This window comes from Mesorhizobium sp. M0019 (assembly GCF_040323975.1).
Classification (GTDB): domain Bacteria; phylum Pseudomonadota; class Alphaproteobacteria; order Rhizobiales; family Rhizobiaceae; genus Mesorhizobium.
This window is the reverse complement of sequence record NZ_JAMYVK010000039.1, coordinates 40,701-56,015: the sequence shown is the minus strand read 5'-3', so window position 1 is coordinate 56,015 and position 15,315 is coordinate 40,701. Positions and strand designations below refer to the sequence as shown.

Below are 15,315 nucleotides of genomic sequence, written 5' to 3'. Positions count from 1 at the left end.
GACACAACTCCCCGCAAGCGCAAGAACGCGGCATGCTCGATTTGGTTCCAGACGAAACTGCCGCTATGCGGCAGGAATTTCGCAGCCGCATTCACGAAACGACGAGCAACAAAGATCCATAATGATGTATCGATCAATATTTCTGCCCAACGGAACATCTCGAAAAAACTCTCGTTGGTATAGATCGCGATAGAGCGATGCAACTCGATGGAGACACTAAGATGATGAAAATTCTCTCTGCATCCCTACTTGCTATCGGCCTGGCCACATCTGCCATGGCACAATCCATGGACTCCGCGACCGGTAGCGCCGATGGCAATACCGGCGTCAACACAGGCACTTCCGGCGGCAACACCGGGACCGGCAGCGCAACTACCCCGAACACGATCGATCCGAACGCAACGAACGCTACCACGCCGCAGACAAACGGTATGGAGGACCGCTGTAAGGATACGGCGAGCAGCGATACCGACAACAATACCCCCAGCGGCGCCATGACGTCGGATATGCAGAACTGCAACAAGTAACGGAGTTTTGCTCAGCCGTCATTTCAGCCCGCTGCCTGGTCCAGGCCGGTGCTCGCGGTTCAAACCACAGCCAGAAACATGCACTGACCGGGCACGGGCTCATTACTTCTGAATGGATCGGCGAGCCCAAGCCGGGCGGCCGATTAACTAGTCTCAGCTAGGTTCTGCGATAGGCAGCGGCCAGCCCGGACGGGCGGGCGGGCGTTCTGCTGATTTCGCGGAGAGAACTGGTGGAGCCAATCGGAATCGAACCGACGACCTCTTGAATGCCATTCAAGCGCTCTCCCAACTGAGCTATGGCCCCACTCCGGCAGTTCACCGGCGCCGTTTCCGGCGAAGAGATCCGGCGCGGGTTCTAGACCGCGCCGTTAGTGAAGGCGGCTTCTAACCCCGCCTTCAGTCAATATCAAGCCTTCAAGAACCGCTTTTTCTAGGCAGCGCCGCGAAAGCCGGCGAATGCGGTTCGCTCAGACTTCGTCGTCGTCTTCGCCGACGCCGATCATGTCGGCAACGTCGTCGTCTTCTTCCTCCTCGTCGGCGAGGAACGTGTCATCCTCGTCATCGCCAAGGTCAACGTCGTCTTCGTCATCGCCGAGATCGGGAAGCTCGTCGGCCTTCGCGTCCTCGTCCGCCTCTTCGAGCGAGACGACCTCGACGCCCTCTTCCTCCTCGGCGTCCACTTCCTTCTCGGCAACTTCCTCTTCCTCCTCGAGAGCGGCGATCTTGCCTTCTTCGAAATAGGAGCGCGGATAGCTCTTGCCCGTGTAAGGCGAGACGATCGGGTCCTTGTTCAAGTCATAGAATTTTCGACCCGTCTCCGGGTCGATGCGTTTGGTGCCAAGTTCGGGTTTTGCCACAGCAAGCCTCGTCGATGAAAGTTTGGTCCCCTTAACCAGAGTTTACGGCGCTGTCAAAGCGAAAAGCCGGCGTCCCAAAAAGCTTGAATTCGAAGGCCTTCGTACCAAGGGGATGACCATTTCGGTCCGCCATGATAGGAGACCGCGCAAACCAGCAGAAAATGGCCGGCCGCCGGCGTTTCCAGGAAAGAACCATGTCGCACACTGCCGCCCCGAAGCAGGCCACCGCCCGCAAATCATCTGGCCTTTCAGGCGCGGCACGGGTGCCGGGCGACAAGTCGATCTCGCACCGCTCGTTCATGTTCGGTGGCCTGGCCTCCGGCGAAACCCGCATCACCGGGCTGCTGGAAGGCGAGGACGTGATGCGTACGGGCGCTGCCATGAAGGCCATGGGCGCCCATATCGAGAAGCATGGCGCTGAGTGGGTGATCCGCGGTACCGGCAACGGCGCGCTGCTGCAGCCGGTAGGCCCGCTCGATTTCGGCAATGCCGGCACGGGCTCACGCCTCACCATGGGCCTGGTCGGCACCTATGACATGGAAACCACCTTCATCGGCGACGCCTCGCTGTCGGGCCGGCCGATGGGCCGGGTGCTCGAACCGCTCCGCCAGATGGGCGTGCAGGTGCTGAAGGCGACGCCCGGCGACCGCATGCCGATCACGCTGCACGGGCCCAAGCACGCCGCGCCGATCACCTACCGCGTGCCGATGGCATCGGCGCAGGTCAAGTCGGCGGTGCTGCTGGCTGGGCTGAACACGCCGGGCATCACCACCGTCATCGAGCCGGTTATGACGCGCGACCACACCGAAAAGATGCTCAAGGGGTTCGGCGCCAATCTGTCGGTCGAGACCGACGAGCGCGGCGTGCGCCACATTTTCATCGAAGGCCAGGGCAAGCTCACGGGGCAGACGATCGCGGTGCCTGGCGACCCCTCCTCGGCCGGCTTTCCGCTGGTGGCGGCGCTGATCGTGCCGGGTTCGGACATTATCATCGAAAACGTGCTGATGAACCCGACCCGCACAGGCCTTCTGCTGACGCTGCAGGAAATGGGCGCCCGGATCGACATTCTCGACCGCCGCAATGAAGGCGGCGAAGAGGTCGCCGACCTGCGCGTGCGTTACTCCGAGCTGAAAGGCGTCACCGTACCGCCCGAACGGGCGCCGACGATGATCGACGAGTATCCGGTGCTTGCCGTGGCGGCCAGCTTCGCCGAGGGCGAAACGCTGATGCTCGGGCTGGAAGAGCTGCGCGTGAAGGAATCCGACCGGCTGTCGGCAGTGGCCGAAGGGCTGAAGCTCAACGGCGTCGATTGCAGCGAAGGCGAGGCCTCGCTTGTCGTGCGCGGAAAACCCGGCGGCAAGGGCCTCGGCCAACACCCCAACGGACAGGGCACCATCGTCCAGACCCATCTCGACCACCGCATAGCCATGAGCTTCCTGGTGATGGGGCTGGCGACGGAAAAACCGGTGACCATCGACGATCAGGCGATGATCGCAACGAGCTTTCCGGAATTCATGGGACTGATGAAGGGGCTGGGCGCGGAGATCGAGTAGCTTGATGGCAATCAATAGCCTTGGGGGTTGGGGCCAAACTGCAACGTCGGCGGGACAGCGCCCCCCTCTGTCCTGCCGGACATCTCCCCCACAAGGAGAGAGATTGGCAGCTTCGGCGCTCCGCTCAATCCTGCGACGTAGACAATTGGCGAAAGCCGCGATGGCCGCCGATCTCCCCCCAAGTGGGGGAGATGTCCGGCAGGACAGAGGGGGGCGCGAAGGATCGCCACGCCTATCTGGATCATTGCGCTTTTCGATTCCGGTGGGCGGCCAATGACCTCAACTTTCACCATCGCCATCGACGGACCTGCCGGTGCCGGCAAAGGCACCCTTGCCCGGCGGCTGGCCGATCACTACCGGCTGAACCTGCTCGACACCGGTCTTACCTATCGCGCGGTGGCGCATTCGCTGCTCCGGCTCGGCCTGCCGCTCGACAATGTCTCGGCCGCTGAAACCGCGGCTCGCCAGGTCGATCTGGCAAAGCTCGACCGCGCCGTGCTGGCGGCACACGCGGTCGGCGAGGCGGCTTCGAAAGTGGCTGTCATCCCGTCGGTCCGGCGCATACTGGTCGACAAGCAGCGCGACTTTGCAAAAACCCCGCCGGGTGCGGTGCTCGACGGCCGCGACATCGGCACCGTCGTCTGTCCCGATGCCGACGTAAAACTCTATGTCACGGCCAGCGCCGAGGTGCGGGCAAAGCGGCGGCTGGATGAAATCGAGAGCATCGGCGGCACTGCCAATTTCGATGAAATCCTTGCCGATATCGTGCGCCGCGACGAGCGCGACATGGGCCGCATGGACTCGCCCTTGAAGCCCGCCGCCGATGCGCACTTGCTCGACACGTCGGAAATGGCTATAGAGGCCGCGTTTCTGGCAGCTCAGGCGATCATCGACGATGTCCTGGCCAAGAGAAACGAAGCCTGAGCCGGGTTTTCCTGCCGCCGCCGATTGCCGGCGACAAAAAGACTTCCCATATCGGGTATGAACCAGCCTGCTAGCATTCTTCATGCGCCGGAATTGCCGCTCAAGGGCGGCCAAGGGCTTTTTGCCCGGAACGCCGGCAGGCCAACGCAACGCTAACCCACGGCGCCCGCCCCGCGACAGATTGCGGGGCATTCCAGGAGAAACTATGTCAGTTGCAAATCCCACTCGCGATGATTTCGCGAGCCTGCTCGAAGAATCATTTTCCGCCGGCCATTCCGGCGAAGGCCAGGTCGTCAAGGGCATCATCACAGCCATTGAAAAGGACATGGCCATCATCGACGTCGGCCTCAAGGTCGAAGGCCGCGTGCCGCTGAAGGAATTCGGCGTCAAGGGCAAGGACACGACGCTCAAGGTCGGCGACACGGTCGAGGTCTATGTCGAGCGCATCGAGAACGCGCTTGGCGAAGCCATGCTGTCGCGTGAAAAGGCCCGCCGCGAAGAGAGCTGGGTCCGTCTCGAGGAGAAATTCACCAAGGGCGAACGCGTCGAAGGCGTGATCTTCAACCAGGTCAAGGGCGGCTTTACCGTCGACCTCGACGGTGCCGTTGCCTTCCTGCCGCGCAGCCAGGTCGATATCCGCCCGATCCGCGACGTCTCGCCGCTGATGCACAACCCGCAGCCCTTCGAGATCCTCAAGATGGATCGCCGCCGCGGCAACATCGTGGTGTCGCGCCGCACCGTGCTCGAGGAAAGCCGCGCCGAACAGCGTTCGGAAATCGTGCAGAACCTCGAAGAGGGCCAGGTGGTCGAAGGCGTCGTCAAGAACATCACCGACTATGGTGCGTTCGTCGACCTCGGCGGCATCGACGGCTTGCTGCACGTCACCGACATGGCATGGCGCCGCGTCAACCATCCGACCGAAATCCTCAATATCGGCCAGACGGTCAAGGTGCAGATCATCCGCATCAACCAGGAAACCCACCGCATCTCGCTCGGCATGAAGCAACTCGAGAGCGATCCGTGGTCCGAGATCGGCACCAAGTTCCCGATCGGCAAGAAGATCAAGGGTACCGTCACCAACATCACCGACTACGGCGCGTTCGTCGAGCTGGAGCCGGGCATCGAAGGCCTCATCCACGTTTCGGAAATGTCGTGGACCAAGAAGAACGTGCATCCCGGCAAGATCCTGTCGACGACGCAGGAAGTCGACGTGGTGGTGCTCGAAGTCGATCCGGCCAAGCGCCGCATCTCGCTCGGCCTCAAGCAGACGCTGGAGAACCCGTGGGAGGCCTTCGCGCGCAGCCACCCGGTCGGCAGCCAGGTCGAGGGCGAGGTCAAGAACAAGACCGAGTTCGGCCTGTTCATCGGCCTCGAAGGCGACGTCGACGGCATGGTCCACCTTTCCGACCTCGACTGGACCCGTCCTGGCGAGCAGGTGATCGAGGAGTACAATCGCGGCGACATGGTCAAGGCGCAGGTGCTCGACGTCGACATCGACAAGGAACGCATCTCGCTCGGCATCAAGCAGCTGGCCAAGGATACGGTCGGCGAAGCAGCGACGTCAGGCGAACTGCGCAAGAACGCAGTCGTCACCTGCGAGGTTATCGGCGTGAAGGATGGCGGTCTGGAAGTGCGGCTGGTCGACAGCGGCATCGAGACCTTCATCAAGCGCTCCGACCTCAGCCGTGACCGCGACGAGCAGCGCCCCGAGCGCTTCACCGTCGGCCAGAAAGTCGACGCCCGCGTCATCGCCTTCGACAAGAAGACCCGCAAGCTGCAGGTCTCGATCAAGGCGCTGGAAATCGCCGAAGAGAAGGAAGCGGTCGCTCAGTACGGCTCAACCGATTCCGGCGCTTCGCTGGGCGACATCCTTGGCGCCGCGCTGAAGAAGCAGGGCAGCTAAGCCAACACCGCGCCTCGCGCGGGTTATAAACGAAACAAAAAAAGCCCCGCCGGAACGATCCGGCGGGGCTTTTGCTTGTGACCTTTGCTTGTGACGAGCCGCAGGCTTAGGCCCTGCCGTAAAGCGGCACCAGCGTGCCGCTGATGGCCATGTTGGCCGGCGAGGCGAGATAGGCAATGGCCTCGGCGGCCGCTTCAAGGCTGACCCATCTGCTGAAATCTGCGTTCGGCATGTCAGCCCGGTTGGCCGGCGTGTCGAGCGTCGAAGGCGCCACGGCGTTGACCAGGATGCCGTTGCCCTTCAGCTCTTCGGCTATCGCCACGGTCATCGCGGCGACTGCCGCCTTGGCGGCGGCGTAGGCCACCTTGCCGGAGCCGCGCCGCGGATCGAGCCCGGCTCGCGCGGTGACATTGACGATGCGACCCGGCACGGAAGATCCCAGCATCGAGCGTATCGCCGCGCGGCAGCACAGAAAGGTGGTGCGGGCATTGGTGTCCATCATCTCGGCGAAGGAGGCGGGTTCGATCTTCTCGACCGGCGCCGCGGTGAAGCCGCCGGCAAGATGCACCGATGCCCATAAATCTGGAACGCTGGCATAGAAGGCGTCGACCTTGGCAGGGTCGGCAAGGTCGACATTGTGCGCCAGCCTGACGCGGTCATGCGCCGGAAAGGGAAAATGCGCAGGCGCGGCAGCGTGGGCATTGGGCACATGGCAGATCGCGCCCTGCTCCAGCAGTTTTCCTACGACCGCGCCGCCAAGGGCACCGGTGCCGCCGGTCACCACGATATGTCTGCCGTCCAGTGTTTCCGTCATATTCGACCGCTCCGTCATTGCGCGCCGCCGATGCGGAAGGTCGCGCCTTTCGCGCGATCACTCAACCGAAATCTCGATGACGTAAGGTCGTCCAGTCGCCCGCGCGCGCCCAAGCGCGTCCGCCAAGCCGCCGGTGCCGGAAATCCGCTCGGCGGCAATGCCGTAGGCTTCGGCCAATTTGCAGAAATCCGGCGGTGCCGGGGAGACGCCGACCGGCTCGACGCCGACGTCGAGCATCGAGGTTTCGATCTCGCGGTAGCCACGATTGTTCCAGACTGTGAAGATCACCGGCGCCGCCGCGTCGAGCGCGGCGCCCAGTTCCGGCAGGGTGAACTGGAAGCCGCCGTCGCCGGTGAGGCAAACGACCGGCGCCTCAGGCCTGGCAAGGACGGCACCGATCGCCGCCGGCGGGCCATAGCCGAGCGCGCCGAAGCCGGTGGCGGCGTTGAACCAGCCGCCCGGCCGGTCATGATCGTAATAGAGGTTGGCGGCGTAGACCGGCTGGGTCGAATCGCCGACGATGATCGCGCCAGGCAGCGCATCGCGGATCGTCTCGACGGCGCGCAGTTGCGCCTGCATGGCCGGGCCAATCTCGGCAAAGGCCGCCTGCCGCGTCGCGGCGGCGCGGGCTGAACCATCATCCAATGGCGTCTCGTGCGTGCCGATTTCGGCAAGCAGCGCCTTGAGCGCCGCTCCGCAATCGGCCTGGATCGAAATCCGCGCAGGCCGGCGGGCAAGCTGGTCGGCGCCGATGTCGATGCGGATCAGGTTGGCGGGCAGGACAAAACCGCCGTCGCCATAGCCATCATAGTCGGTCGGACCGAATTCGGTGCCAGCGGCAATGACCAGATCGGCGCCGGCCATCAGCGCACGCACCGCCTTCAGGCTGGGGCTGGCCGGCACGCCAAGCGGATGACGATAGAGCAGGCCGCGCGCATTGGCGGTCTGGACGACCGGCGCTCCCAACCTCTCGGCCAGGCGCTGCAACGGCGCTTCGGCCGCTTTGGCGCCGCCACCGGCGAGGATAAGCGGCAGGCTGGCAGACGCGCACAGCCTTGCCGCCTCTGCAATCGCCGCCACATCCGGCCCGGGCGGCGCTGAATTCCGCAGCAGCGGCACGATGCCGTCTGCCGGCATGGTCATGACATCGGTCGGGATCTCAATATGCACCGGACCCGGACGCGAGGATGAGAACAGCGCAAAGGCGCGGGCGAGCACGCCGGGCAGTTCGCCGGCCTCGGTGACACGGTGCGAAAACAGCGCCACCTTCTCCATCATGCCGCGCTGGTCCGGCAGTTCATGCAGGTGGCCAAGGCCTTTGCCCAGCGTCGGTGTGGCGTTGACGCCCGAGATTACCAGCATGGGTACCGAATCGGCGCGCGCCTGACCCATGGCGGTGATGGTGTTGGTCAGCCCCGGCCCGGTGATGACGAAGGCGATACCCGGCCTGCCGCTGGCGCGCGCATAGCCGTCAGCCATGAAGCCGGCGCCCTGCTCGTGGCGCGGCGTGACGTGACGGATCTTCGATCGCGCAAGCCCGCGATAGAGCTCGACCGTGTGTACGCCGGGAATGCCGAAGACGGTGTCGACGCCGTGCGCTTCGAGCAAGGTGATGAGCGCTTCGCCGATGGTCGTCATTGTCTTAGCACCGGGCGCGTGAGGCAGGTAGGGCCGCCCTCGCAGGCAATGCACAGCGCATCGGCCTCGAATGTCGAGACCGTACAGCCGGCGGCTTGCATGGCAGCCGCCGTCTTCGGAAAACCGGCAACGGCGATAACCTGGCGCGGCGCGGTCGGCAGCACGTTCAGGCTGAGCCCATTCGAGGCGAAGAATTCGTCGGCGTCGCCCTCGACCAGCCGAATGCCGCGTTCGCGCAGCATCTGGTGGAAGGCGACCGGCAGGAGGGGCGCATACACCAGCGCCAGATCGTCTGCGAGCGGGCTGATCACCGACATCAGATGCAGGCAGGCCTCCTCGCCCTGCCAGAGCGGCAGGTCGAAGCCATAGACCTGGATGCCCTTGGGTGAAAGCAGGTTGGAGAGCTGCTGGATGCCGTGCTGATTGGTGCGCACGCCGCGGCCGACGGCCAGCGTGTTTGCATCCACCCACACGCAGTCGCCGCCCTCGACCTGGCCGGGAGCCTCGATACGGCCGAGGATGGGGATGCCCATGCGCCCGTAGGCTGCCTCGTGCAGGCCGGGCTCTCGCCGGCGCAGCGCCTTGCCCATGGCAAGGATGACCGCGCCATGGTCGGTCATCAGCGACGGATCGTGGGTAAAGACCGAATCGGCAAGCCCGTCATCGGCGTCGCTCAGCCATTCGATATCGGCGCCTGAGACAGAAATCAGCCTGGCCAGTGCATCATGCTGGGCCGCCGCTTTTTGTGGATCGAAGCCGGGGCCATAGTGCCACTCCAGCGCTTCGGCCCGACGCATGGCGCTGGCGGCGGAGCGCATCAGCACGCGCTGCAGCAGCCCGGCCATCGACTGCGACCCGTATGCTTTGCCCACTAAGTTCTCCTGAAACGCGCCCCTCCTGCCAATAGCCACTCGGCAGGCCGTGATCAATGGTCCAAAAACTGCGGTTGACGGAGGCAAGCGGAACGGTCCATCTTGAGAATCGGAACGCTGTCCAGTGACGGGTAATGGGTAAAAAATTCCAGCAAGGACTGCCTCGGCTGCTCCGCGGGGCGCCGCGACGATGACAGCGCCGGCCACCGCCCTGAAGCATACGGCGCAGAACGGCGCTGCCGAAGCCATCCACGTCGAGAACCTGCACAAGAATTTCGGCAAGCTGCATGTATTGAAGGGCGTTTCGCTGTCGGCGCGCGATGGCGAGGTGATCGCCATCATCGGCGGCAGCGGCTCGGGCAAATCGACGCTGCTGCGCTGCATCAACTGCCTGGAGAACCCGACCAGCGGCATCATCCGGGTCAATGGCGAAGAGATAAAGCTGAAGGCCGACAGCTACGGCCACACCGTGCCCGCCGACCGCAAGCAGATCGAACGCATCCGCTCCAAGCTCGGCATGGTCTTCCAGAACTTCAATCTGTGGAGCCACATGACGTTGATCGAGAACGTCATCGAGGTTCCCGTGCATGTGCTCGGCGTCAAGCGCGATGTGGCGATCGGCGAGGCGGAAAAATTGCTCGCCCGCGTCGGCCTGGCCGAAAAACGCGACGTCTATCCCGCCTATCTGTCGGGCGGCCAACAGCAGCGCGCCGCGATTGCCAGGGCGTTGGCCATCAACCCGCGCGTCATGCTGTTCGACGAGCCGACCTCGGCGCTCGATCCGGAGCTGGTCGGCGAGGTGCTGAAGGTGATCGGCGACCTGGCGCGCGAAGGCCGCACTATGGTGCTGGTCACCCATGAGATGAAGTTTGCCCGCGAGGTCGCGACGCATGTCGTCTACCTCCACAACGGGCTGGTCGAGGAAGAAGGGCCGCCGGAACAGATCTTCGGCGCGCCAAAATCCGAAAGGCTGAAGCAGTTCATCCGCAACATCAGTTAAACTGTGGGCGGACGAAAACCGGGAACAACAACAAAACTGGGAGTCATGACGATGAAGATTATTCTCAAGACCTTTGCCGCAGCGCTGCTGCTCGGCGTTGCCGCGATGGGCGTGGCCAAGGCCGATCCGGTCAAGATCGGCGTCGCCGCCGAACCCTATCCGCCCTTCGCCTCGCCGGACGCTTCCGGCAAATGGGTCGGCTGGGAGATCGAATTCATCGATGCCGTCTGCGCCGAGGAGAAGCTCGACTGCGTCATCACCCCCGTCGCCTGGGACGGCATCATTCCGGCGCTGACGACCAAGAAGATCGATCTTATCGCCGCCTCGATGTCGATCACCGCCGAGCGCGAGAAGACGATCGCCTTCTCGGACAAATATTACAACACCCCGACTGCGATCATCGGGCCGAAGGACCAGAAGTTCGGCTCAACACCGGAGGACCTCAAGGGCAAGATCATCGGCGTCCAAGTCTCGACCGTACACGCCGACTACGCCAAGAAGCACTTCGCCGACGCGGCGGAAATCAAGGAATACCAGACCCAGGACGAGGCCAACCAGGATCTTGCCGCCGGCCGGGTCGACGCGGTGCAGGCCGATTCCATTGCCCTCGACGCATTCCTGAAATCGGACCAGGGCAAGCAATGCTGCGATCTGAAGGGCATGGTCGCGCCGGATCTGGCCATTCTCGGGCCCGGCGTCGGCGCCGGCGTCCGCAAGGAAGACTCCGAGTTGAAGGAAAAGATCAACGCCGGCATCAAGGCCATCCGCGCCAACGGCAAATATGACGAGATTTCGAAGAAGTACTTCGACTTCGACATTTACGGTGCCGACACGCAGTCGAACTGACGGCCTCATCCATGAGCGATTAACCACGCGGCCCCGATAGAGCCGCGTGGTTCGTCGAAATCCATCGACGCGAGCTTCCGCGGGCGGAGATCGCCGGCGGTTTTAGCGCCAGCAATTCGAGGGCGACGCTGATCAACGCATTTGTTCCGGCTTGGGCCGCCTCTGCCATCGCGCTTCTCTCGCCCGTGCCGCCGGGCTGGGGTGGAACGCTCATCGTCGGGCTGCTCCATACGATCGAGATCGCGGTCGGCGCCACCGGTCTCGGCCTTTTGATCGGCATCGGCGGCGCCTCCGGCAAGCTGTATGGTGGTCCGGTGGTGCGCGATCTCCTGGCAGTCTATACGACCGTCGTGCGCGCCGTGCCGGAGCTGGTGCTGATCCTTCTGCTCTATTACGCCGGCACCGACCTGATCAATCAGATGCTGACGGCAATGGGCTATCAGCGCATGGACATTAGCGGGCTGGCGGCCGGCATTGCCGTGCTCGGCTTCGTCCAGGGCGCCTATTCGACCGAGGTGATCCGCGGCGCGATCCTTGCCATTCCGCAGGGCCAGATCGAAGCCGCGCGCGCCTATGGCATGTCTCCCGGCCTGCTGCTGCGGCGCATCACGCTGCCGGCGATGCTGCCGTTCGCCATACCCGGCCTTGCCAATCTCTGGCTGATCGCCACCAAGGACACCGCCTTGCTGGCGGTCGTCGGCTTTTTCGAGCTGACATTGGCGACACGGCAGGCGGCCGGCGTCACCAAAGCCTATCTGACATTCTTTATCGCCGCCGGCGCGATCTACCTTCTGTTGACGCTGGTTTCGAATCTGATCATCGGCCGTATCGAGACATGGGCCCGCCGCGGCATGCCGTCGCTCAAGGAGGCCCGGTGATGGCTGACCCGGCGATGACTGGCGAAGCGGCGGCCGTCGAGATAGCCGCACGCGCTTCGCTGTGGCTGAAGCCGCATCGTATCGTGCTGATCCTGATCGCGCTGGGGCTGGTTTTGGCGGCGGCCGTCTTCATGCGCTGGGACTGGCTGCCTAAATATTACGGGATAGGACTGCTCGGCATCTGGCGCGCGCTGTGGATTCTTGCCGTCACTTGCACGCTGGGTTTCCTGCTCGCCGTGCCGCTCGGGCTGGCGCAGGCTGCGGGCTCGTTCTGGTTCGCGGCACCCGCCAAGGTCTTCTGCACCGTCATCAGAGGGACGCCGCTGCTGCTGCAGCTCTGGTTGCTCTATTACGGGCTGGGCTCGCTGTTTCCACAATATCCATGGATTCGCGAGTCTTGGATGTGGCCCTATCTGAGGCAGGCATGGCCCTATGGCGTCCTCGGGCTGACGCTGTCCTTCGCCGGTTATGAGGGCGAGGTGATGCGAGGCGCTTTCGCCGGCGTGCCGAAAGGCCAATTGGAAGCCGCCCGCGCCTTCGGCATGAGCCGCTGGAGGATTTTCCAGCGAATCTGGCTGCCGCAGGCCTTCTACCGCGCGCTGCCGACACTGACGGGCGAAACCGTGCTGCAGCTGAAATCGACGCCGCTGGTGGCGACCATCAGCGTGATCGATATATTCGCCGTCTCTTCAAAGGTGCGTCAGGATACCTACCTCACCTATGAACCCTTGCTGCTCCTGGCGTTGATCTATATGGCGATCACCGGCATCCTCGTCTTCACCCTGGGCAAGATCGAGGCGCGGATTCCGAACAAGATTGGTTAGGTGAATGGTGAATAGTGAATAGTCAGTAGTGAGTAGCCCGTAGTGTTACCGGCTAAGTCCCACTCACCATTTACCATTCACCCATTCCCTCAGATATCCATGGCAATCACAATGCAACTCAGTCTCGACCAGGCGACAGGGCTGTGCCGGATGGCCGCACTTGGCGCTGGCGCCAACGAAGAGGCGGCGCAGTCGCTGGCTGCCTCGATCGTCGCGGCCGAGGCGGAAGGACTGTCGATCGTCGGGCTTTCGCACTTTATCGATTATCTTGAAGCACTGGAGGCCGGCCGTATCGACGGCAACGCCGATCCGGTGATCACCAGGCCGGCGCTCGCGGTCTATCTTTCCGATGCGCGCGGCGGCTTAGCGCATACCGGTTTCGACCGCACGATCGATGACCTCGCCAAGGCGGCGCGGTTGTTCGGCGTCGCCATCTTTTCGCAGAAGAATGCTTATACGTGCGGCGCGCTCGGCTATTTCACCGGACGGCTGGCCGCGCAGGGATTGGTGTCGTTCGCCGCCACCAACGGCCCGGCCGTGCTTGCCGGCTCGGGCTCGGTCAAGCCGGTCTACTGCACCAACCCGATGTCCTTTGCGGCACCCGCCGCGGACGGGGCGGCGCTGGTCATCGACCAGTCGTCGAGCGCCACCGCCTTCGTCAACATCCGCAAGGCGGCCGAGGACGGCAAGAAGATACCCGAAGGCTGGGCACTGGATGCCAGCGGCAATCCGACCACGGACCCGGCAGCTGCCATGAAGGGCGCCATGCTTGCCTTCGGCGGCCAGCGCGGCGCCAACATCGCGCTGATGGTCGAGGTGCTGGCTGCGGGCCTGTCGGGCGCCAACTGGTCGCTCGATGCGCCATGGTTCAGCGGCGGGCCGGACAGTCCGGGGACCGGCCTGTTCGTGCTTGCCGTCGAGCCCAAGCTGCTCGATCCGGACTTCGAAAAGCGGATGAAGGATCAGCTCGACCGGCTGCGGCGGCGCTATGGCGTGCATGTGCCGGGGCGTGCCCGGGCCGAGGCCGCGGAGAAGGCGGCGGCGCGCGGCATAAGGGCGCCGAAAGCCGTGGTGCAACGCATTTCCGAATTCGCCGGGCGCTATTCGTCCTGAAGAAATTCGTTTGTCCGATGAGCGGCTGACGGGGCCGGCCGATCCGGCAGCGCGAGCCTACTTCCCGCAATGATGATCGTTGATCGCGTTCACCGCATTCGCGTCCGGTCCTACCCTGTTGTAGGAGCAGGGTTCGGCGGCCGTCGTGAACAGGTGGTTGTCATAGTAGCGCGGGCCACCGAACAGAATGTCGATGATGTCGCCGTTGGCGGGAACGTAGCGTTCGGGTTGAGCTTGGTGGTGATGCCGGTTTGCCGCGAATGCCGAGGCACCAATGCTGCAGCCTGTTGCGAAAGCCAGAGCGAAGATCGCAACGCGTTTTGTCGTCATCGGCAATATCCTCCATTCGGAATCAAATCATACATCTAAAATCGCCGACCGAACAAAGGTTCCTGTTCCTAATGGAGTTGCCGTAAAGCCGGGCCTCGGCGGCGTTTTCTGCCATTTCGAACGGATCCGGAAAATCATGCTTCAACAGTGCCGGGCGACCGATGGTCGCCCTTTGCCTTTGGCGCGAAACCGACTATGAAACGGCTTCAATCAAGCCATCTGGATAGCCCGCCGGAGCCAGCCATGACCGAAATCCTTCAGACCCCAAAGCTCGTCGTCGTTTTCGGCGGCTCCGGCTTTGTCGGTCGTCATGTCGTGCGGGCGCTGGCCAAGCGCGGCTACCGCATCCGGGTTGCCTGCCGCCGGCCCGATCTCGCCGGTCATTTGCAACCGCTTGGCAATGTCGGGCAGATCCAGCCGGTGCAGGCCAATGTCCGGGTCCGCTGGTCGGTCGACCGCGCCGTGCAAGGCGCCGACCATGTCGTCAATCTGGTGGCGATCGCGCATGAGGCCGGCCGGCAGAAATTTACTGCCGTCCACGAGTTCGGCGCGCGCGCTATTGCCGAAGCGGCGCGCGCCGTCGGCGCCGGCCTCACCCACATCTCGGCTCTGGGAGCGGACCTCCACGCGCAATCGGACTACGCGCGTACCAAGGCGCTCGGCGAAAAGGCCGTTCTTGAGACGGTCCAAGACGCCGTGATCTTGCGGCCATCGATCAATTTCGGGCCGGAGGACGGTTTCTTCAACCGCTTTGCCAACATGGCCCGCTTTTCCCCAGTGCTGCCGCTGATCGGCGGCGGGCAGACGAAATTCCAGCCGGTCTATGTCGGCGACGTCGCCGAAGCGGTGGCGCACTCGGTCGACGGCAAGGTCCAGGGCGGCCGGATCTATGAACTCGGCGGGCCGCAGGTGCTTACCTTCAAGGAATGCATGCAAGAGCTGCTTGTCATCATCGAACGCAAGCGGTTTTTGCTGCCCGTGCCATGGTGGCTGGCGAACCTCCAGGCATCAATTCTCGGGCTGCTTCCCAATCCGTTGTTGACCAAGGACCAGGTCCTGCTGTTGCGCCAGCACAATGTGGTGTCGGAAGCCGCCGTCAAGGACAACAGGACGCTCGCCGGCCTCGGGATCCAGCCACGGTCGATCGGAACCATTCTGCCCAGCTATCTCTGGCGCTACCGCGCCGCCGGCCAGTTCCAACGCAAGTCCGCCGCATAACACGAACGGACGTGCGGT

Annotated in this window: 15 protein-coding genes and 1 tRNA gene; 10 read left to right on the top strand and 6 right to left on the bottom strand. The window is 63.6% G+C overall.

Features of this window, described 5'->3' with window-relative positions:
* Nucleotides 1-221: 221 nt before the first annotated feature.
* Nucleotides 222-527 (top strand): hypothetical protein, encoded by a 306-nt coding sequence (locus NKK47_RS24800; RefSeq protein WP_031211671.1) that lies wholly within the window; start codon nt 222-224, stop codon nt 525-527.
* A 228-nt stretch (nt 528-755) separates the two neighbouring features.
* Here NKK47_RS24800 and NKK47_RS24795 read toward each other — a convergent pair.
* Nucleotides 756-831: transfer RNA gene (locus tag NKK47_RS24795), tRNA-Ala, on the bottom strand.
* Between the two features lie 163 nt (nt 832-994).
* Nucleotides 995-1,384, bottom strand: coding sequence for a TIGR02300 family protein (locus NKK47_RS24790; protein ID WP_023676282.1), 390 nt, complete (start codon nt 1,382-1,384; stop codon nt 995-997).
* A 194-nt stretch (nt 1,385-1,578) separates the two neighbouring features.
* Between NKK47_RS24790 and aroA the strand changes: the two genes are divergently transcribed.
* The 3 genes from aroA (at nt 1,579) to rpsA (ending at nt 5,764) form a co-directional block, all read left to right on the top strand.
* On the top strand, nt 1,579-2,937 hold the full coding sequence (aroA, locus tag NKK47_RS24785; RefSeq protein ID WP_352578583.1) for a 3-phosphoshikimate 1-carboxyvinyltransferase: 1,359 nt from the start codon (nt 1,579-1,581) through the stop codon (nt 2,935-2,937).
* A gap of 273 nt (nt 2,938-3,210) precedes the next feature.
* The gene (gene cmk / locus NKK47_RS24780; RefSeq protein ID WP_352578582.1) at nt 3,211-3,861 is read left to right on the top strand and encodes a (d)CMP kinase; all 651 of its coding nucleotides are present in this window, start codon (nt 3,211-3,213) and stop codon (nt 3,859-3,861) included.
* Nucleotides 3,862-4,066: 205 nt separating this feature from the next.
* The gene (gene rpsA, locus NKK47_RS24775) at nt 4,067-5,764 is read left to right on the top strand and encodes a 30S ribosomal protein S1 (RefSeq protein WP_023676278.1); all 1,698 of its coding nucleotides are present in this window, start codon (nt 4,067-4,069) and stop codon (nt 5,762-5,764) included.
* Nucleotides 5,765-5,870: 106 nt separating this feature from the next.
* Here the strand turns inward: rpsA and NKK47_RS24770 are convergent, their stop codons facing one another.
* From NKK47_RS24770 to NKK47_RS24760, 3 genes are read right to left on the bottom strand one after another with little or no spacing between them, the layout of a single operon-like run.
* A complete protein-coding gene (locus NKK47_RS24770; RefSeq protein WP_023676277.1) occupies nt 5,871-6,578 on the bottom strand; it encodes an SDR family NAD(P)-dependent oxidoreductase in 708 nt (235 codons plus the stop codon).
* Between the two features lie 57 nt (nt 6,579-6,635).
* Complete coding sequence (locus NKK47_RS24765) at nt 6,636-8,216, bottom strand: 5-guanidino-2-oxopentanoate decarboxylase (RefSeq protein WP_352578581.1); 1,581 nt, start codon at nt 8,214-8,216, stop codon at nt 6,636-6,638.
* On the bottom strand, nt 8,213-9,061 hold the full coding sequence (locus NKK47_RS24760) for a dimethylarginine dimethylaminohydrolase family protein (protein WP_352578587.1): 849 nt from the start codon (nt 9,059-9,061) through the stop codon (nt 8,213-8,215). The genes NKK47_RS24765 and NKK47_RS24760 overlap by 4 nt, the downstream gene beginning before the upstream one ends.
* Before the next feature lie 217 nt (nt 9,062-9,278).
* Here NKK47_RS24760 and NKK47_RS24755 point away from each other — a divergent pair, with 217 nt between their 5' ends.
* From NKK47_RS24755 to NKK47_RS24735, 5 genes are all read left to right on the top strand, one after another.
* Complete coding sequence (locus NKK47_RS24755; protein ID WP_023676274.1) at nt 9,279-10,088, top strand: ABC transporter ATP-binding protein; 810 nt, start codon at nt 9,279-9,281, stop codon at nt 10,086-10,088.
* Nucleotides 10,089-10,139: 51 nt separating this feature from the next.
* A complete protein-coding gene (locus NKK47_RS24750; protein ID WP_352568373.1) occupies nt 10,140-10,934 on the top strand; it encodes a transporter substrate-binding domain-containing protein in 795 nt (264 codons plus the stop codon).
* 212 nt (nt 10,935-11,146) lie between these two features.
* Entirely contained in the window at nt 11,147-11,812 is a 666-nt protein-coding gene (locus tag NKK47_RS24745) for an ABC transporter permease (RefSeq protein WP_352578586.1), read from the top strand.
* Nucleotides 11,812-12,636: an ABC transporter permease gene (locus tag NKK47_RS24740; RefSeq protein WP_502894420.1), complete on the top strand. Its 825-nt coding sequence runs from the start codon at nt 11,812-11,814 to the stop codon at nt 12,634-12,636. Before NKK47_RS24745 ends, NKK47_RS24740 begins: the two co-directional genes overlap by 1 nt.
* A gap of 111 nt (nt 12,637-12,747) precedes the next feature.
* The gene (locus NKK47_RS24735) at nt 12,748-13,749 is read left to right on the top strand and encodes an Ldh family oxidoreductase (RefSeq protein WP_352578580.1); all 1,002 of its coding nucleotides are present in this window, start codon (nt 12,748-12,750) and stop codon (nt 13,747-13,749) included.
* 57 nt (nt 13,750-13,806) lie between these two features.
* Here NKK47_RS24735 and NKK47_RS24730 read toward each other — a convergent pair whose 3' ends face one another.
* Complete coding sequence (locus NKK47_RS24730) at nt 13,807-14,079, bottom strand: hypothetical protein (RefSeq protein ID WP_352578579.1); 273 nt, start codon at nt 14,077-14,079, stop codon at nt 13,807-13,809.
* Between the two features lie 243 nt (nt 14,080-14,322).
* On the opposite strand from NKK47_RS24730, the gene NKK47_RS24725 reads away from it, so the two are divergent.
* Entirely contained in the window at nt 14,323-15,297 is a 975-nt protein-coding gene (locus NKK47_RS24725) for a complex I NDUFA9 subunit family protein (protein WP_352453681.1), read from the top strand.
* The last annotated feature ends 18 nt before the right edge of the window (nt 15,298-15,315 follow it).